We start from the raw sequence: 19427 nt of genomic DNA, 5'->3' as shown, positions 1-19427 counted from the left end.
AAGAGAGACAGAATAATCATTATGCATCTGTATGATAATAATTGATGTGTGATTTTTAAAAACGAAAGGGCTGGTAAAAATGGCAAAAGTATTATATATCACTGCTCATCCGCATGACGAAGCAACTTCGTACAGTATGGCAACAGGTAAAGCATTTATCGAATCTTACAAAGAAGCGAATCCAAATGATGAAGTTGTACATATCGATTTGTACAAAGAAAACATCCCGCATATTGACGCAGATGTATTCAGCGGATGGGGAAAGCTTCAGTCAGGTACAGGCTTTGAAGAGCTTTCTGAAAGCGAAAAAGCGAAAGTAGGCCGTTTGGGAGAGCTTAGCGATCAATTTGCATCAGCTGATAAGTATGTATTTGTTACTCCTTTATGGAACTTCTCATTCCCGCCAGTGATGAAAGCGTATCTCGATTCTGTTGCTGTTGCAGGAAAATCATTCAAATACACAGAACAAGGTCCTGTCGGCTTGTTAACTGATAAAAAAGCAATTCATATCCAAGCGCGCGGCGGCTACTATTCAGAAGGCCCTGCGGCTGAGATGGAAATGGGGCACCGCTACATCGGCATCATGATGAACTTCTTCGGCGTACCATCATTCGATGGCATTTTCGTAGAGGGACATAATGCGGAGCCTGATAAAGCACAGCAAATCAAAGAAGACGCGATTGCGCGTGCGAAAGAAGCAGGAAAAACATTCTAATGAAAAAGCCTCCCCTTATTTGGGGAGGCTTTTGTTTTAGTGCTCCAGCATAATGGTTCGTTTCTCTTTACTGCTTTCCATCGCGGCTTCAATGATGCGGATGACATTAATACCTTCCTCAGCAGTGACTGGCAGCGCAGCACCTTCTCGTATGCTTTCCGCTATTTTACGGTAATAAGTAAGGTAGGAGCCATTTACTGATGGGATCGTTTCTGTTTTTTTGTCGGAGCCACGAATGGTTGTAAGCTGTCCGTAAAACTCCGGATCATCTGCACCCCAGCTGTCATCCTCTGGTTTTCTTCCCGCTCTGAGTGCGTCTTCCTGTCCGTCAATTCCGTATTTGATAAAGCTGGAATCTTTTCCATGGATTTGATAACGAGGTCCGTTTGCCGGAACGATTGATCCTCCGTATAGAATGGCTTGAAGCTTGCCATAATCCAGGGTTAAATGAAAATAGTCAACCGTTTCGGCATTTTCCCGCTGGGCCATCACGTTTGCAGTCACGGCTTTAGGCATCCCAAACAAATGCAGGGTTTGGTCTATGATGTGGGAGCCGAGATCATACAGCGTACCAGTGGCAATGCCTTCTTTTTCCCGCCACCGCGCTTGAACTTCAGGTCTGTAGCGGTCATAGGAAACTTGATATGTATTGATATCTTCAAGGGATCCTTCAGAGATCAGTTTTTTAATCGTTAAAAAATCGTTATCCCAGCGTCGGTTATGATATACGCTTAATAATACGCCTTTTTCATCGGCAGCCCTTTTTAATGTTTCCCCCTCTTCGGCCGTTGCTGTCATTGGTTTTTCCATCACAACATGTTTTCCGGCCTGTATGCATGCCATAGCATGCTCGTAATGAAGGCCGCTCGGGGTGGTGACAATGACAAGCTCAATGGCAGGGTCATTTGTGATTTCCTCAAGCTCATGTACAACCTCAGCATCTGGAAAATCCCGTTTCACTTCTTCTGTCCGAGATGTCATGATTTTGCTGATTTGATATTCATCCAGAACATCCAGCAGCGGCCCGTGAAAAACAGAACCGGACAATCCGTATCCTAATATTCCAACCTTGATCGCATCCACTTTTCTTCTCCCCTTTAAAAGCGTTATCAACAGAAGTATATACCCTCCTGATCAAATGGTAAAACCTAACTGATTCATTTTTTGCATCGGCATGCTTAGACAACCGTTTGGACAATCAGTATAATGGGAATTAATATCATTAAACAGAGGTGTACGCATGGAAAAGCATAACGAACATAAAACATTAAACCATAAAAGCTCGAAAGAAAAGGATCAGATTACAAACCGGCTTAAGCGGATTGAGGGTCAAGTCCGAGGCATTCAAAACATGGTGGAAAACGACAGATATTGTGTAGATATTCTTGTGCAAATTTCAGCTGTTCAGGCGGCAATGAAAAATGTGGCGCTTCATTTGCTTGAGGATCATGCCCATCATTGTGTAGCAGATGCCATCAAAAGCGGAGACGGGGAACAGGCCATTTCTGAGCTTTTGGACGTATTTAAAAAGTTCACAAAATCATAAAGCGTTTTTTTATTGTAATACCCTACGGGGGTATGGTAGGATGAAAATAGAAAGAATAAACAGGAGGAATTGATTATGGAACAAAAAACATTGCAAGTTGAAGGAATGTCTTGTCAGCACTGCGTCAAAGCAGTAGAAACAAGCGTAGGAGAACTGGACGGCGTCAGTGCCGTTCATGTCAATCTGGAAGCGGGTAAAGTCGATGTTTCGTTTGATGCTGACAAAGTATCAGTCAAAGATATTGCGGATGCGATAGAGGATCAGGGCTATGACGTAGCTGAGTGATTCAAGGTATCGCGCCTTTAGGGAGGCGCGATATTTCTTTCATTTTTATATACCCCCCAGGTGTATATAAAGGAGTGAGTATGTTGAGTGAACAAAAGGAAATCGCGATGCAGGTCTCTGGTATGACCTGTGCGGCATGTGCTGCCAGAATTGAAAAAGGCCTGAAGCGGATGCCCGGTGTCACGGATGCAAATGTTAATCTGGCAACGGAAACATCAAATGTAATCTACGATCCTGCTGAAACAGGGACTGCAGCGATTCAAGAAAAAATAGAAAAGCTGGGCTATCACGTCGTTACAGAAAAAGCTGAATTCGATATTGAAGGCATGACCTGTGCGGCTTGCGCCAATCGGATTGAAAAACGGCTTAACAAAATAGAAGGCGTCGCAAATGCTCCAGTAAACTTCGCTTTAGAAACAGTTACGGTCGAATACAATCCAAAAGAAGCGTCTGTCAGCGATTTGAAAGAAGCGGTAGATAAGCTTGGATATAAGCTAAAGTTGAAGGGTGAACAGGACAGTGAGGCTGCTGCTAAAAAGAAAGAAGAACGGAAGCAAACGGCGAGACTGATTTTTTCAGCTGTCCTGTCGTTTCCATTGCTTTGGGCGATGGTGAGCCATTTTACATTTACATCATTCATTTGGGTACCGGATATATTTCTCAATCCGTGGATGCAGTTTGCGCTGGCGACACCAGTCCAGTTTCTGATCGGCTGGCCGTTTTATGTGGGTGCTTATAAGGCGCTCAGAAATAAAAGCGCCAATATGGATGTATTGGTCGCCCTCGGTACGACGGCTGCTTACGCTTATAGTCTTTATCTTACTTTTCAAAGCCTTGGCTCTCACGGGCATACAGACGGCCTTTACTATGAAACAAGCGCGATTTTGCTGACGCTGATTTTATTAGGCAAGTTGTTTGAAACAAAAGCAAAAGGCCGTTCCTCGGATGCGATTAAAAAGCTGATGAAGCTTCAAGCGAAAACAGCGACTGTTGTAAGAGACGGACAGGAGCAAATCATCCCGATCGACGAAGTGCTTGTTAATGACATTGTTTACGTCAAACCTGGCGAACGAATTCCTGTCGACGGAGAAGTGGTTGAAGGCCGTTCAGCGGTTGACGAATCGATGATTACAGGAGAAAGTCTTCCTGTTGACAAAAATCCTGGTGACAGCGTGACAGGTTCAACCGTTAACGCAAACGGCTTTCTGAAAATTAAAGCTGTCAACGTCGGAAAGGATACTGCGCTTTCTCATATCATCAAAATTGTTGAGGAAGCACAAGGGTCAAAAGCACCGATCCAGCGTCTCGCTGACCAGATTTCAGGCATTTTTGTACCCATTGTATTGGGGATTGCCGTTCTCACTTTTCTCATTTGGTACCTTTGGGCGGCTCCTGGCGATTTTGCTGAAGCGATCAGCAAGTTCATTGCGGTTCTTGTCATTGCCTGTCCTTGCGCCCTCGGTCTTGCCACTCCGACGAGCATAATGGCTGGATCTGGACGCGCTGCTGAATTCGGGATTTTATTTAAAGGCGGCGAGCATTTAGAAAAAACACATCGTCTCGATACCATTGTTCTTGATAAAACCGGAACCGTGACAAACGGGAAGCCGCATCTGACAGATGCCATTCCATTCGGCCATTTTGAAGAAAAAGATTTGCTTCAATTTGCAGCGGCAGCGGAAACGGGATCAGAGCATCCGCTTGGCGAAGCGATTATTGCTGGCGTGAAAGATAAAGGGCTTGAGATACCGAAACTTACCCGCTTTGAAGCAAAAGTCGGCGCAGGCATTTTGGCTGAAGCCGGAGGAAAAAGCATTCTCGTCGGCACAAGAAAATTAATGGAGAGCGAACAGGTTGAGCATGGGGCTCTTCTCGCCCAAATGGAAGAGCTAGAGGCCGAAGGGAAAACAGTTATGCTTGTATCCATTGATGGAGAAGCAGCGGGGCTAGTAGCAGTTGCAGATACGATTAAGGATACGTCGCGGAAGGCTGTTGCCCGTCTGAAAGAGTTGGGCCTTGATGTCATCATGATGACAGGAGACAATCGCAGAACCGCAGAAGCCATCGCGAAGGAAGCGGGAATTGCGAATATCATTGCGGAAGTCCTTCCTGAACAAAAGGCGGCGGAAATCGCCCGCTTGCAAAAAGAAGGCCGCCAGACAGCAATGGTAGGCGACGGAATTAACGATGCGCCGGCGCTTGCCACAGCTGACATCGGCATGGCGATTGGAACTGGCACGGACATTGCCATGGAAACAGCAGACATTACACTTATTCGCGGCGATCTAAACAGCATTGCTGACGCAATCCGCATGAGCAGATTGACAATGAAAAACATTAAACAAAACTTATTCTGGGCGCTTGGCTATAACAGCCTCGGCATCCCAATCGCAGCACTTGGATTTTTAGCACCGTGGATAGCAGGAGCAGCAATGGCATTCAGCTCCGTTTCCGTTGTTCTGAATGCTCTTCGTCTGCAGAAAGTAAAATGAAAAACCGGCTATATGCCGGTTTTTGTTTTTCATTGACACTTTCTTGGAAAACAACATATAATAGGTGTAACTATTATATGAGTATATGCTCATATATATTATAAAGAATGCAATACTCATTGATACGCTTTGAAGAGGGAACCCTAAATCGGAAGGTAAGGTGAGACTAGTGAAACAGGAATACGTTCTGGACGGTTTGGATTGCAGCAATTGTGCCCGAAAAATCGAAAATGGAGTCAAAGGCATAAAAGGCATTGACGGATGCGCGGTAAATTTTGCGGCAAGCACCTTAACTGTCTCAGCCGATGGGAAAGAAGAGCAATGGGTCACGAATAAAGTAGAGAAAAAAGTGAAATCAATTGATCCGCATGTAACGGTTCGCCAAAAGCATAAAAAGAAATCAGCTGATGATGGCTATCGTAATCGAATGGTCAATATGCTGATCAGAATGGCGGCGGCTGTCATTCTCGGCGCAGCGGCATATTTGGTTCATTCGGGAACCATTGAATTTTTCCTTTTCCTCGGTGCTTATTTGATTATCGGCGGTGACATTATGATCCGCGCAGTCAAAAACATCATCCGCGGTCAGGTGTTTGACGAACATTTCTTAATGGCCCTTGCCACAATCGGCGCTTTTCTGATTCAGCAATACCCTGAGGGGGTCGCCGTTATGCTGTTTTATCAAATCGGTGAGCTTTTTCAAGGAGCCGCGGTCAGCCGTTCCAGAAAATCAATTAGTGCGTTAATGGACATACGGCCTGATTACGCCAATCTCAAAACAAAGAACGGCATCGAACAGGTTTCCCCGGAGGACGTTCAGACAGGAGACATCATTGTGGTTAATCCGGGAGAAAGCATACCCTTGGACGGTAAGGTCGTGCAAGGGTCAGCGATGGTTGATACATCTGCGTTGACAGGTGAGTCCGTTCCGAGAAAAGCTGCGGAAGGACAAGATGTAATGTCAGGCTTTATCAATCAAAACGGCGTTCTGCATATTGAAGTCACAAAGGGCTATCAGGAATCAGCAGTATCAAAAATATTAGACTTGGTTCAGAATGCGAGCAGCCGTAAAGCCCGGACAGAAAACTTTATCACGAAGTTTGCCAAGTATTATACACCTGCTGTTGTGATCATTGCGGTATTGCTGGCCTTTGTTCCGCCGCTTGTTCTTTCTGGCGCCGCGCTTTCCGATTGGGTGTACCGCGCGCTTATCTTTTTAGTGATTTCTTGTCCTTGTGCGCTTGTTGTCTCCATTCCGCTCGGTTTCTTCGGCGGAATCGGAGCGGCCTCAAAGGCCGGAGTGCTTGTAAAGGGAAGCAATTATTTAGAAGCCTTGAATCAAGTCAAATACGCGGTGTTTGATAAAACGGGAACACTAACAAAAGGCAGCTTTGAAGTGACAGAAATCAAACCCGCGGAAGGTTTTACAAAGGATAGATTACTTGAAGCGGCGGCATACGCTGAGCTTCATTCACAGCATCCGATTGCTGAATCTGTGCGTAAAGCTTACGGGAAAATGCTTTCCTCCGATGAGATAGAGTCATACGAAGAAATCCCCGGCCACGGCATTTTTGCAAAGGTAAATGGAACTGAGATCCTTGCCGGGAATAAAAAGCTCATGGAAAGAGAACAAATTGAGGATGTCCCGGATGAAAATGCTGGAACAATCGTACACGTTGCTGTTGATCAACGCTATGCCGGAGCGATCATCATAGCGGATGAAGTAAAGGAAGACGCAGCACAGGCGGTTGCTGATCTGAAGTCGCTTGGGATCAAACAGACAGCTATGCTGACGGGTGATTCGAAACAAACGGGAGAAGCCGTCGGAAAACAGCTTGGGATTGGTGAGGTATATGCAGAGCTGCTGCCGCAAGATAAAGTCGCGCAGGTCGAAGCATTAGAAGCTAAGCTTTTGCCTAGTGAAAAACTGATTTTTGTCGGTGACGGCATCAATGATACGCCGGTGCTTGCACGCGCAGATATAGGGGTTGCGATGGGAGGCCTTGGCTCAGACGCCGCGGTAGAAGCCGCAGACATCGTGCTGATGACAGATCAGCCGTCAAAAATAGCAGAAGCGATTCGGATTGCGAAACGGACACGGCGAATCGTGTGGCAAAACATCGGCTTTGCTTTAGGTGTGAAAGCGATCTTTCTCATTCTTGGAGCATTTGGAATTGCAACCATGTGGGAAGCGGTTTTCTCAGATGTCGGTGTTACACTGCTCGCTGTGGCAAACGCGATGCGCGTCATGCGTCTCAAAAACAAATAAATTGTCGGAGAGAATTCATTTTTTCGGGGTTTTCTTATCGGCGCTTGTCTTGTTAAAATAAAGAAGTGGGTCAATTGCGATCCGCTTCTTTTTTAATTTTAAAACGATGAGGTGTCGGAGTGAAAAAGAAACAGCAGTCTTCTGCGAAATTCGCGGTCATCCTTACGGTTGTGGTTGTTGTATTGCTAGCAGCCATTGTCATCATTAATAACAAAACGGAACAAGGCAATGATGCGGTTTCCGGACAGCCGTCTATCAAAGGGCAGCCTGTGCTTGGCAAGGACGATGCACCGGTAACTGTAGTAGAATTCGGAGATTACAAATGTCCGTCTTGCAAGGTGTTTAACAGTGACATCTTTCCAAAAATACAAAAAGACTTTATTGATAAGGGCGATGTGAAATTTTCTTTCGTGAACGTCATGTTCCATGGAAAAGGTTCAAGGTTAGCGGCTCTTGCATCTGAAGAAGTATGGAAGGAAGACCCTGACTCTTTCTGGGATTTCCATGAAAAGCTGTTCGAAAAACAGCCGGATACGGAACAGGAATGGGTAACCCCAGGCCTCCTTGGTGATCTTGCAAAAAGCACCACAAAGATAAAACCTGAGACGCTCAAGGAAAATCTTGATAAGGAAACATTCGCTTCTCAAGTGGAAAAGGATTCTGACCTTAATCAAAAAATGAACATACAGGCAACACCGACGATTTATGTCAATGATAAAGTGATCAAAAATTTTGCGGATTATGATGAAATCAAAGAGACAATAGAAAAAGAGCTGAAAGGGAAGTAACAATATGAAAAATAGAATCGTATTTTTATATGCTTCCTGGGTTGTGGCTCTTATCGCTATGCTGGGCAGCCTGTATTTCAGTGAAATCAGAAAGTTTATTCCATGTGAACTGTGCTGGTACCAGCGTATCCTCATGTATCCGCTCGTCCTGATTTTAGGCATCGCCACCTTTCAAGGGGACACACGAGTGAAAAAATATGTGCTCCCGATGGCGATTATTGGGGCATTCATTTCGATCATGCATTACTTAGAGCAAAAAGTGCCCGGCTTTAGCGGCATTAAGCCATGTGTCAGCGGCGTGCCGTGCTCGGGCCAATATATTAACTGGTTTGGTTTTATTACGATTCCATTCCTGGCCCTGATTGCTTTTATCCTGATTATCATTTTTATGTGCCTGCTGAAAGGCGAAAAATCTGAATAACAAAAAAAGCGCCCGCGTATGCCGGGCGCTTTTTTAATTTCGCAAACTCATGTCCATCAGCAATAGCCGTATTCCCTCTAAATTTATCTTTTTTTCTCATAAAAATGTTATTGATTTTACGCTTGAGCGATTATAAAATCTAGAGGTCGTCAGAAAATTTAACAAACATAAAAGGGAGTCATCAGAATGGCTTGGGAGCTGCTCAGTGTGATTGGCATCATTGCGTTTGCAGTCAGCGGCGCAATTGTTGCGATGGAAGAGGAATATGATATTTTAGGAGTTTATATATTAGGGATTGTCACAGCTTTTGGAGGAGGAGCGATCCGCAATTTGCTGATCGGTGTTCCGGTGTCAGCGCTATGGGAGCAGGGAGCGTACTTTCAAATCGCGCTTTTATCTATTACAATTGTGTTTCTGTTTCCGAAGCTGCTGCTGAAGCATTGGAATAAGTGGGGCAATTTATCAGATGCGATCGGCCTCGCTGCCTTTGCTATCCAAGGCGCACTGTATGCCGTCAAAATGGGCCATCCGCTTAGTGCCGTGATCGTGGCTGCGGTGCTGACGGGAAGCGGGGGCGGGATCATCCGCGACCTTCTTGCCGGGCGCAAACCGCTTGTGCTGAAGGCAGAAATTTATGCAGTCTGGGCGGCTCTCGGCGGTTTAATCGTTGGCTTGGGCTGGCTGGGGAACTCGTTCGGCTTATACGTTCTGTTTTTCGTGCTCGTTGTTTGCCGGGTTTGTTCCTATATGTTTAATTGGAAGCTGCCAAACCGTTCTTTTCGCTTAGATAATTAATAGCAAAAAAACCGATTTCGAAGTGAAATCGGTTTTTTTCTGCATAATATAAATAACCCAAACCTTGATTGGTATTGGGTGAATGTGCTATTATAAATTGTATTTGCCAGTTTACATCATATATTTAATATATGTATCCAATTATATTTTACAGTATTTCATCTATGTTTGTCAACTATTTTCTGGAGGTGCCGTTCATGAATCAGCAGGATAAGGAATGGAAGGAAGAGCAGTCGAGAATAGATGAGGTGCTGAAGGAGCTCGAAAAAAAAGAGCGGTTTCTGGAAACGTCTGCGGGCGGGTTGAAGCATGATATCATCGGATTAAGAAAAAGCTTTTGGGAGGATGTTAAGGTTAATTTTGATGATGCCCATGAAGCGATTGAAACGATGGCAAGCATTAAGCAGCAGGCAGAGCTGCTGTCTGATCGGGAACAGAATCATCGGCGCATGGATCAGCAGCTCAAACGAATTCATCAATTGAAAAAATCGCCTTATTTCGGCCGGATTGATTTTATTGAAAACGGCGAGGCGGAGGCAGAGCGAATTTATATCGGTTTAGCTTCCTGTTTGGATGAGAAAGAGGAACACTTTCTGATCTATGACTGGAGGGCGCCGATATCAAGTTTGTACTACAATTATTCTCCAGGAAAAGCGGAGTACGAGGTGCCCGGTGAAACGATAGAAGGGGAAATGGTGCTGAAACGCCAGTTTATGATCAAAAACGGCACTCTCAAGGCGATGTTTAATACCGATATGACGATTGGCGATGAAATGCTGCAAGAGGTATTAAGCCATCACTCCGATACCCAAATGAAAAACATCGTGTCTACGATTCAGAAAGAACAAAATCAGATTATCCGTAATGAAAAAAGCAAGATCCTGATCGTGCAGGGAGCGGCTGGCAGCGGGAAAACATCGGCTGCGCTTCAGCGTGTCGCTTATTTGTTATACAGGCACCGCGGCGTCATTGATGCCGGACAAATCGTTTTGTTTTCTCCCAACTTCTTATTTAACAGCTATGTCTCCTCTGTTTTGCCGGAGTTAGGAGAAGAGAATATGGAGCAGGCGACGTTTCAGGAATATATCGAGCATCGTCTTGGCCGCAAGTTCAAATGTGAAAGCGCCTTTGATCAGCTCGAATATTGCCTGACCGAAACTAAGGAAGGCGATTTTCCAACAAGGCTCGCGGGAATCACATGGAAGGCGGGTTTATCCTTTCAGCAATTCATTAATGAATACGTCACACGGCTTTCCTCTGAAGGGATGATTTTTAAAAATATCATATTCCGCGGACAAAAGCTGATCACAAAGGAGCAAATTCAATCCTATTTTTACTCATTGGATCAAAATCACTCCATTCCGAATCGGATGGAGCAAACCGCGAAGTGGCTGCTGAGTGAGCTTAACAAGCTTGAGAAAAAGGAACGGCGAAAGGATTGGGTTGTTCATGAAGCTGAGCTGCTTGACAAAGAGGACTACTTGGACGTGTACAAAAAACTGCAGGAAAGGAAACGGTTCAGCGAGAGTACGTTTAACGATTATCAAAGAGAGCAGCAGCTGCTTGCCGCCATCATTGTGAAAAAAGCTTTCAAACCGCTCAAGCAGGCAGTCAGGCTCCTTGCATTTCTTGATGTTTCACAGCTGTATTTGCAATTGTTTTCTGGCTGGGGAGGGAAATCTCAGCATGAGAAGATGGCGGCAATAGGAGAGCTGACCCGATCGGCATTTGCAGAAAATAAATTGCTCTATGAGGACGCAGCACCGTTTCTTTATATGCAGGATCTGATTGAGGGCAGAAAGAAAAATACGAAAATCAAACATCTATTTATTGACGAAGCCCAGGACTATTCACCGTTTCAGATGGCTTACATGAAAAGCATTTTTCCGGCTGCCAGCATGACAGTGCTCGGTGATATCAATCAGTCCATCTACGCGCATACCATACACGGGGATCAGCGTATGGATGCGTGCTTTGAGGATGAGCCTGCTGAGTATGTTCGTTTAAAGAGAACATACAGATCAACAAGGCAGATTGTCGAGTTTACCAAAGCGATGCTTCAAGATGGAGCGGATATTGAGCCGTTTAATAGAAGCGGGGAAATGCCGCTCGTTGTCAAAACTGAAGGACATGAGAGCCTTTGCCAAAAGCTCGCGCAAGAAATTGGACGGCTCAAGAAAAAAGGGCACGAAACAATAGCCGTCATCTGCAAGACTGCGCAGCAATGCATACAGGCGCACGCCCACATGAGTGAATATACAGATGTTCGCCTGATTCATAAAGAAAATCAACCATTCCAAAAGGGTGTTTGCGTGATTCCGGTGTATTTAGCAAAGGGAATTGAATTTGACGCAGTGCTTGTCTATGATGCATCTGAAGAACACTATCATACAGAGCACGACCGCAGGCTTTTATATACTGCGTGCACCCGTGCGATGCACATGCTGGCGGTATTTTATACAGGTGAAGCCAGTCCGTTTGTAACCGCTGTGCCACCTCACTTATATCAGATGGCTGAATGAAGAGAAGGGAGTCCTTCTCTTTTTTCTATTTACATGAAGCATAGCCGTTTTATCATTAGGATTCTTAATAGTTATCATCATGTAAATATATTTTACTTAAGCCTAGTATTCGGGTAAAGTTCAATTAGATGCAATTTTCGATCAGTTTATAACTTTGTGAGGTGGATACGTTGCAACTTCAGGTAATGAACAGTCCGTTTAATCAGGAGCAGGCAGAGCTCCTTAACCGCCTTCTGCCGACCTTGACCGAATCCCAGAAAATCTGGCTGAGCGGATATTTATCCGCTCAATCTGTTTCCGCCCAAGAAGCTGCGGGTGCGCCGGCGGCAGCTGTGTCTGCGGAAGCACCGGCACCGGCCGTTTCAAAAGAAGTGACCGTTCTTTATGGTTCGCAGACGGGAAACGCACAGGGGCTTGCAGAAAATGCCGGCAAGCAGCTTGAACAGAGCGGTTTTCAAGTGACCGTCTCATCCATGAGCGATTTTAAGCCGAATCAGCTGAAGAAGGTAACCAATCTTTTAATCGTCGTCAGTACGCATGGAGAAGGAGAGCCGCCTGATAACGCGCTGTCGTTTCATGAATTTCTGCACGGAAGACGGGCGCCTAAGCTTGAAGATCTGCGTTTTTCCGTTTTGGCGCTTGGTGACAGTTCGTACGAATTTTTCTGCCAGACAGGGAAAGAATTTGATCAGCGCTTAGAAGAACTCGGCGGAAAACGGATTTCTCCGCGCGTTGATTGCGATCTTGACTATGATGAACCGGCAGCCGAATGGCTTGAGGGTGTATTGAAGGGATTAAATGAAGCTGGGGGCGGAAGCGCCGCGCCTGCGCCGGCGGCTGCGTCTCAAACCGGTGAGTCTTCGTATTCCAGAACAAACCCGTTTCGGGCTGAAGTGTTAGAAAATTTAAATTTAAACGGCAGAGGATCAAATAAAGAAACACGCCATGTGGAGCTGTCTCTTGAAGGATCAGGCCTGACTTACGAGCCTGGTGACAGCCTCGGCGTCTATCCGGAAAACGATCCGGAACTTGTCGAGCTGCTCCTTAAGGAAATGAATTGGGATCCGGAAGAAATTGTGACGCTTAATAAGCAAGGTGATGTCCGTCCGCTGAAAGAAGCGCTGATTTCTCACTATGAGATTACCGTTCTCACAAAACCGCTTCTTGAACAGGCAGCCCAGCTGACAGGGAACGATGAGCTTAGAGAGCTTTTAGCCCCGGGAAATGAGGAGAATGTAAAAGCCTATATTGAAGGGCGCGATTTGCTTGATCTCGTCCGTGACTATGGCCCATTTAGTGTATCTGCGCAGGAGTTTGTCTCGATTTTGCGAAAAATGCCTGCCCGCCTTTATTCGATTGCAAGCAGTTTATCCGCAAATCCGGATGAAGTGCATTTAACAATCGGCGCAGTCCGCTACGATGCGCACGGCCGTGAACGAAAAGGCGTCTGCTCGATTTTGTGCGCGGAACGTCTGCAGCCAGGAGACACACTGCCGGTTTATGTACAGCACAATCAAAACTTTAAGCTTCCGAAAGACCCTGAAACACCGATTATCATGGTGGGCCCTGGGACAGGCGTCGCACCTTTCCGTTCCTTTATGCAGGAGCGTGAGGAGACGGGAGCGGAAGGAAAGGCATGGATGTTCTTTGGCGATCAGCACTTTGTCACGGATTTCCTTTACCAGACAGAGTGGCAGAATTGGCTCAAAGACGGTGTGCTGACAAAAATGGATGTGGCGTTCTCACGTGATACGGAAGAAAAAGTATATGTGCAGCACCGCATGCTTGAACATAGCGCAGAATTGTTTGAATGGCTTCAAGAAGGAGCGGCTGTTTACATTTGCGGAGATGAAAAGCACATGGCGCATGACGTCCATAACACATTGCTTGAAATTATCGAAAAAGAAGGCAATATGAGCCGCGAAGAAGCGGAGGCTTATCTTGCCGATATGCAGCAGCAAAAACGCTATCAGCGTGATGTATATTGATTTGACTTGAAAGGAGTTTTTCAACATGGTGACCAAAATTCTAAAAGCACCGGACGGCTCTCCAAGTGATGTTGAACGCATTAAAAAAGAAAGTGATTATTTGCGCGGCACGCTGAAAGAAGTGATGCTCGATCGAATCAGTGCGGGAATTCCGGATGATGACAACCGCCTGATGAAACACCACGGCAGTTATTTGCAGGATGACCGCGACCTCCGAAATGAACGCCAAAAGCAGAAGCTTGAGCCCGCATATCAGTTCATGCTGCGCGTGCGTATGCCCGGGGGCGTCTCGACGCCTGAACAATGGCTTGTCATGGATGACCTGTCCCAGAAATACGGGAACGGCACATTAAAATTGACGACACGTGAAACGTTCCAAATGCACGGGATTCTGAAATGGAACATGAAGAAAACCATTCAGACGATCCACTCAGCACTTTTGGATACGATCGCAGCCTGCGGAGACGTAAACCGTAACGTCATGTGTGCATCAAACCCTTATCAATCTGAAATCCACTCAGAGGTATACGAGTGGTCTAAAAAATTAAGTGATGATCTGCTGCCGCGGACGAGAGCATATCATGAAATTTGGCTTGATGAGGAAAGAGTTGCCGGCACGCCGGAGGAAGAAGTCGAGCCAATGTACGGACCGCTCTATCTGCCGCGGAAGTTTAAAATCGGTATTGCCGTTCCGCCGTCTAATGATATTGACGTCTTTTCACAAGATCTCGGATTCATTGCGATTGTCGAGGATGGCAAGCTGATCGGTTTTAACGTGGCAATCGGCGGCGGTATGGGAATGACGCATGGCGATACTGCGACATATCCGCAATTAGCCAAGGTGATCGGATTCTGCCGGCCTGAGCAAATGTATGACGTTGCTGAAAAAACGATTACGATTCAGCGTGATTACGGCAACCGTTCTGTCCGTAAAAATGCGCGGTTCAAATACACAGTTGACCGCCTCGGTTTAGAAAACGTAAAAGAAGAATTGGAAAACCGTCTCGGCTGGAGCCTGGAAGAAGCGAAGCCGTATCATTTCGATCATAACGGCGACCGCTACGGCTGGGTGGAAGGCATCGAGGATAAATGGCATTTTACGCTGTTTGTCGAAGGCGGCCGTATAACGGATTACGATGATTATAAGCTGATGACAGGCTTGCGGGAAATCGCCAAAGTTCATACAGGCGAGTTCCGGCTGACAGCCAATCAGAACTTAATGATTGCGAACGTTTCAAGCGATAAAAAAGAAGAAATCAGTGCTTTAATTGAACAATACGGACTAACTGACGGCAAGCACTATTCAGCACTTCGCCGCAGCTCGATGGCATGCGTCGCGCTTCCGACCTGCGGATTGGCAATGGCCGAAGCAGAACGTTATTTGCCGACCCTGTTAGATAAGATTGAAGAGATTATTGACGAAAACGGCCTTCGTGATCAGGAAATCACCATTCGCATGACAGGGTGTCCGAACGGCTGTGCACGTCATGCACTCGGTGAGATCGGATTTATCGGAAAGGCGCCGGGCAAATATAATATGTATCTTGGCGCTGCGTTTGACGGAAGCCGTTTAAGCAAAATGTACCGTGAAAACATCGGTGAAGCAGACATTTTAAGCGAGCTGCGCATCCTTCTTTCCCGCTATGCGAAAGAACGCGAGGAAGGCGAGCATTTCGGTGACTTTGTCATCCGCGCGGGCATTATTAAAGCAACAACTGACGGTACGAATTTTCATGATTGAGAAAACTAAGAAGAGAGACAGGGAATAGCTTCCTGTCTCTTTTTTCTGTAATTTGCTCTGCTGCAAAAAAGTTCACTGTGAGCATATCATGAGAAAAAATACCCTAAAAAGGGTACTATAAAAGAAGACAAGTGTGGAGAGAACTCCTGCGAAACCACATAGCGGATGCAAGGCCACCCTAGCTCAAGGGCTTTTAGACAAACAGATTTTTTGGCTCATCATGCCGACACACAACAGACGAAGGAGGTCATGCATTTGGACATATTTTTAGTTGTGCTCGTATTATTAACGATTATTGCGATTTCTAATATCGTGAACCGGTTTATTCCGTTTATTCCGGTGCCGCTGATTCAAGTGGCTCTTGGGATTCTTGCCGCCTCATTTCCACAGGGACTTCATTTTGAATTAAACACCGAATTGTTTTTTGTTCTGTTTATCGCGCCTCTGCTATTTAATGATGGAAAGAGGACACCGCGGGCAGAGCTTTGGAATTTAAGGGCTCCGATTTTATTGCTTGCACTCGGCCTTGTATTTGCGACTGTGATTGTAGGCGGCTACACGATTCACTGGATGATTCCTGCTATTCCGCTGGCAGCGGCCTTTGGACTTGCGGCCATTCTTTCACCGACTGATGTCGTCGCTGTCAGCGCATTATCAGGAAGAGTGAAAATGCCAAAAGGGATTCTTCGCCTGCTGGAAGGTGAGGGGCTGATGAATGATGCATCAGGTCTGGTGGCCTTTAAGTTTGCGATTGCAGCGGCAGTGACTGGTGCATTTTCATTAGCACAAGCGGCTGTCAGCTTTGTCTTTATTTCTCTCGGAGGCTTGCTGTGCGGGGTTGTCATTTCATTTTTGATTATTCGTTTTCGCCTATTTCTGCGCCGCCTTGGCATGCAGGATGTCACGATGCATATGCTGATTCAAATTCTGACGCCGTTTGTGATTTATTTGTCAGCTGAAGAAATCGGCGTTTCCGGCATTTTAGCTGTTGTGGCTGGCGGTATTACCCATGCGGTTGAACAGGATCGTCTGGAATCAACGATGATCAAGCTGCAAATCGTCTCCTCAAGTACGTGGAACATTATTTTATTTATTTTGAACGGCCTGGTCTTCGTTATTCTCGGCACGCAAATCCCTGATGTTATTTCTGTTATCTTTAACGACACTGCCATCAGCAACATGAAGGTGATCGGCTATATCCTAGTCATCACATTTACGTTAATGCTCCTGAGATTCCTGTGGGTGCTGTTCTTCTGGAACGGCAAATGGTTCTTTAATAAAGATCAGAACATCTATAAACCGGGTCTTCGTTCGACGCTGTTAATTTCGATTTCCGGTGTGCGTGGAGCAGTAACGCTTGCAGGTTCTTTTTCCATTCCGTATTTCCTGGAGGACGGCACGCCGTTTCCGGAAAGAAATCTGATTCTCTTTTTAGCAGCCGGCGTCATTTTATGCACGCTTGTCATTGCTACCGTTGTGCTGCCGATTCTGACTGAAAAAGAAGAAGAGGACGAGGAACGAAACAAGAAGCTGCTGACGGCGAGACGCAAATTGATCAAAACAGCCCTTCAAACGATTAAAGAGGACATGAATGAGACAAACAAAACGGCCTCTCTTGCGGTGATAGCTGAATACAATGAGAAAATGAAAAATCTTCGTTTTCAGCAGTATACATCATCTAATCGCATTAAGAAGCACGAGCGAAAAGTCCGTGCGCAGGGGGTTAAGGCTGAGCAAGAGGCGCTGATGAAAATGCTGGAGCGGGGAGACATCCCGGAAGAAACAGCAAATGTGCTGCAAGAACGATTTAACGAGTTGGAAATTTTGTATGCGAACCCGTTTAAAGTCGGATTATCAAAAACAAGGCTCAAGCGGCTGATGTATTGGATTTTCTTCGGTGAACATAAAAAGCCGGAGATGTCGATTTTAAATGAAGCGGGATTGATACGGGCAACAAGAGTGAAAACGGCAAAAGCAGCGATAGAATATCTGGAAAAACATAAGACGGAAGAACATAAAGAAGTATTTTTATCTGTCATTTCGTTCTATAAACAGTTAATTTTCAGGCTGGAGCACAGCCATCATGAGCTGAAATCAAGCGCCCATTTTGAAAATCAGAAGCTGGAAGTAAAGCTGAAGGCTGTGCAGGCGATCAGAAATGAAATTCAAACGCTCTTCGAAGAGAGGGAAATTTCCCGGGACATTTCCCATGAGCTTCGCCAATACATTAATGATGTCGAAGCCGCCATGCTTGAAGGCGGCGAATAAATGCAGCAAAAAAGCTGGCGTTAGAGCGCCAGCTTTTTTCTATATTAAGGGCGATGAAATGCGACAGTGCTGCCATCCCGGTCGAACCAGCCTCTGAAGGCCCAGTTGATCCAGCCGCCATCGCCTTTGTTTGTAAAGGTTCCATCTTCAAATACCCAAATGCCATACGTAATGCCGTCGTAAACGGCTGAGCCGTAAAATTGCACACCGTTCAAATGATCTTCATATTCCTGGCTTAAATTAAAGACCATGACATTATATTTTTGGCCGGATGCGTAGAAGGAAGACTCCATGAGGTTTTTCACAAACCCATCCCTGTTCTGTGCGGATTTGATGGCATCAGCGATCTGGTTGGCAATTCCAAGTACATCCAGATTGACGTTTAAACCTACATCAGCGGCAGTTGTTCCAGCAGCAGTTGTCTGCGACATCTTCGGAGCAGGATTTTCTTCAGCGGAAGCAAAGGACAAAGGGGCAATTGTCAAAGCGGCACCAAGAGCAAGTGTCATTGGGATACGAATACGTTTCAAGTTGTTTCCTCCTTTGTTTTCATTTGGTTACACTAAACGCATACCCTGCTCAATGTATTTGTAATCTCAATATTGTTAAAATAGGAAAAAAATAGTGTTTGGATTTGCCTGTGCTGTGAAAAAAGAAGCAAAAAGAGGGTCTTAAGCGTATTATTGGTATCGGCTGAGAGGAATGTGAGATAATATAGACGCTTACATTTCAGTGAAAGGGTGGATGTTCAAGTGCCAACAAGTTTAAAAGATACTGTAAAGTTACATAACGGAGTTGAAATGCCTTGGTTCGGTCTGGGTGTTTTTAAAGTAGAAAATGGTAATGAAGCGACTGAATCAGTGAAAGCGGCAATTAAAAATGGCTATCGCAGCATTGATACAGCAGCGATCTACAAAAATGAAGAAGGCGTTGGCATCGGGATTAAAGAATCCGGTGTGGCAAGAGAAGAGCTCTTCATCACATCAAAAGTGTGGAATGAAGATCAAGGCTACGAAACAACGCTTGCTGCCTTTGAAAAGAGTCTGGAAAGATTGCAGCTTGATTACTTAGATTTATATTTGATCCACTGGCCTGGCAAAGATAAATATAAAGATACATGGCGCGCGCTTGAAAAGCTGTACAAAGACGGCAAAATCCGCGCGATCGGCGTCAGCAACTTCCAAGTTCATCATTTAGAAGAGCTGTTGAAAGATGCTGAAATCAAACCGATGGTGAACCAAGTTGAGTTTCACCCTCGCTTGACGCAAAAAGAATTAAGAGATTACTGCAAAGCGCAAGGCATTCAGCTGGAAGCGTGGTCTCCGCTCATGCAGGGACAGCTTTTGGATAACGAAGTACTGACACAGATTGCTGAAAAACACAATAAATCTGTGGCTCAAGTGATTTTGCGCTGGGATCTGCAGCATGGAGTTGTAACCATTCCAAAATCCATTAAAGAACACCGTATCATCGAAAACGCTGATATTTTTGATTTCGAATTGTCTCAAGAAGACATGGACAAAATTGACGCATTAAACAAAGATGAGCGTGTCGGCCCAAATCCTGATGAGCTTCTGTTTTAATCAAAAAACTCCCC

The 19427-nt window shown here is 45.5% G+C and carries 15 protein-coding genes; 13 read left to right on the top strand and 2 right to left on the bottom strand.

All coding sequences use genetic code 11. The annotated features are described in order from the left end of the window. Positions 1–79: 79 nt before the first annotated feature. Complete coding sequence (gene azoRB, locus NST79_RS17495) at positions 80–715, top strand: FMN-dependent NADH-azoreductase AzoRB (RefSeq protein ID WP_003243587.1); 636 nt, start codon at positions 80–82, stop codon at positions 713–715. A gap of 36 nt (positions 716–751) precedes the next feature. On the opposite strand, the gene iolW is transcribed toward azoRB, so the two are convergent. Beyond that, positions 752–1828: an oxidoreductase gene (iolW, locus tag NST79_RS17490; RefSeq protein WP_212060830.1), complete on the bottom strand. Its 1077-nt coding sequence runs from the start codon at positions 1826–1828 to the stop codon at positions 752–754. Positions 1829–1955: 127 nt separating this feature from the next. Here iolW and csoR point away from each other — a divergent pair, with 127 nt between their 5' ends. From csoR to NST79_RS17435, 11 genes are all read left to right on the top strand, one after another. Beyond that, positions 1956–2261 carry a copper-sensing transcriptional repressor CsoR gene (gene csoR / locus NST79_RS17485; RefSeq protein ID WP_003228404.1) on the top strand — a complete coding sequence of 102 codons (306 nt, stop codon included), beginning with the start codon at positions 1956–1958 and terminating at the stop codon, positions 2259–2261. 75 nt (positions 2262–2336) lie between these two features. After that, the gene (copZ, locus tag NST79_RS17480) at positions 2337–2546 is read left to right on the top strand and encodes a copper chaperone CopZ (protein ID WP_003228406.1); all 210 of its coding nucleotides are present in this window, start codon (positions 2337–2339) and stop codon (positions 2544–2546) included. A gap of 83 nt (positions 2547–2629) precedes the next feature. After that, the gene (copA, locus tag NST79_RS17475; RefSeq protein ID WP_119899760.1) at positions 2630–5038 is read left to right on the top strand and encodes a copper-exporting P-type ATPase CopA; all 2409 of its coding nucleotides are present in this window, start codon (positions 2630–2632) and stop codon (positions 5036–5038) included. Between the two features lie 160 nt (positions 5039–5198). Continuing rightward, a complete protein-coding gene (locus NST79_RS17470; protein WP_212060823.1) occupies positions 5199–7307 on the top strand; it encodes a heavy metal translocating P-type ATPase in 2109 nt (702 codons plus the stop codon). 119 nt (positions 7308–7426) lie between these two features. Further along, a complete protein-coding gene (gene bdbD, locus NST79_RS17465; protein WP_003228414.1) occupies positions 7427–8095 on the top strand; it encodes a disulfide bond formation protein BdbD in 669 nt (222 codons plus the stop codon). 4 nt (positions 8096–8099) lie between these two features. Continuing rightward, the gene (locus tag NST79_RS17460; protein ID WP_003228417.1) at positions 8100–8516 is read left to right on the top strand and encodes a disulfide oxidoreductase; all 417 of its coding nucleotides are present in this window, start codon (positions 8100–8102) and stop codon (positions 8514–8516) included. Between the two features lie 186 nt (positions 8517–8702). Continuing rightward, positions 8703–9311 carry a trimeric intracellular cation channel family protein gene (locus NST79_RS17455; RefSeq protein WP_003219999.1) on the top strand — a complete coding sequence of 203 codons (609 nt, stop codon included), beginning with the start codon at positions 8703–8705 and terminating at the stop codon, positions 9309–9311. A 197-nt stretch (positions 9312–9508) separates the two neighbouring features. Beyond that, complete coding sequence (helD, locus tag NST79_RS17450) at positions 9509–11833, top strand: RNA polymerase recycling motor HelD (protein ID WP_212060820.1); 2325 nt, start codon at positions 9509–9511, stop codon at positions 11831–11833. 170 nt (positions 11834–12003) lie between these two features. Continuing rightward, complete coding sequence (locus NST79_RS17445) at positions 12004–13821, top strand: assimilatory sulfite reductase (NADPH) flavoprotein subunit (protein WP_015251233.1); 1818 nt, start codon at positions 12004–12006, stop codon at positions 13819–13821. Between the two features lie 25 nt (positions 13822–13846). After that, positions 13847–15562, top strand: a complete 1716-nt coding sequence (gene cysI / locus NST79_RS17440; protein ID WP_003243849.1) for an assimilatory sulfite reductase (NADPH) hemoprotein subunit — start codon at positions 13847–13849, stop codon at positions 15560–15562. Between the two features lie 255 nt (positions 15563–15817). Further along, entirely contained in the window at positions 15818–17830 is a 2013-nt protein-coding gene (locus NST79_RS17435) for a Na+/H+ antiporter (protein WP_212060818.1), read from the top strand. Positions 17831–17874: 44 nt separating this feature from the next. Here the strand turns inward: NST79_RS17435 and yvgO are convergent, their stop codons facing one another. After that, positions 17875–18360, bottom strand: a complete 486-nt coding sequence (gene yvgO, locus NST79_RS17430) for a stress response protein YvgO (protein ID WP_014480858.1) — start codon at positions 18358–18360, stop codon at positions 17875–17877. Positions 18361–18582: 222 nt separating this feature from the next. Here yvgO and pgoN point away from each other — a divergent pair, with 222 nt between their 5' ends. Beyond that, on the top strand, positions 18583–19413 hold the full coding sequence (gene pgoN, locus NST79_RS17425) for a glyoxal/methylglyoxal reductase (protein WP_029318405.1): 831 nt from the start codon (positions 18583–18585) through the stop codon (positions 19411–19413). Positions 19414–19427: the final 14 nt, after the last annotated feature.

Origin of the sequence: Bacillus sp. PS196 (assembly GCF_037963555.1) — a bacterium.
Lineage (GTDB): Bacteria > Bacillota > Bacilli > Bacillales > Bacillaceae > Bacillus > Bacillus subtilis.
This window is presented reverse-complemented; position numbering and strand designations above follow the sequence as displayed.

Bases quoted from the DNA above. Each gene is read 5' to 3' on its own strand.
- cysI (WP_003243849.1), top strand. From the start codon at position 13,847: ATGGTGACCAAAATTCTAAAAGCACCGGACGGCTCTCCAAGTGATGTT.
- helD (WP_212060820.1), top strand. From the start codon at position 9,509: ATGAATCAGCAGGATAAGGAATGGAAGGAAGAGCAGTCGAGAATAGAT.
- azoRB (WP_003243587.1), top strand. From the start codon at position 80: ATGGCAAAAGTATTATATATCACTGCTCATCCGCATGACGAAGCAACT.
- NST79_RS17455 (WP_003219999.1), top strand. From the start codon at position 8,703: ATGGCTTGGGAGCTGCTCAGTGTGATTGGCATCATTGCGTTTGCAGTC.
- copZ (WP_003228406.1), top strand. From the start codon at position 2,337: ATGGAACAAAAAACATTGCAAGTTGAAGGAATGTCTTGTCAGCACTGC.
- NST79_RS17460 (WP_003228417.1), top strand. From the start codon at position 8,100: ATGAAAAATAGAATCGTATTTTTATATGCTTCCTGGGTTGTGGCTCTT.
- csoR (WP_003228404.1), top strand. From the start codon at position 1,956: ATGGAAAAGCATAACGAACATAAAACATTAAACCATAAAAGCTCGAAA.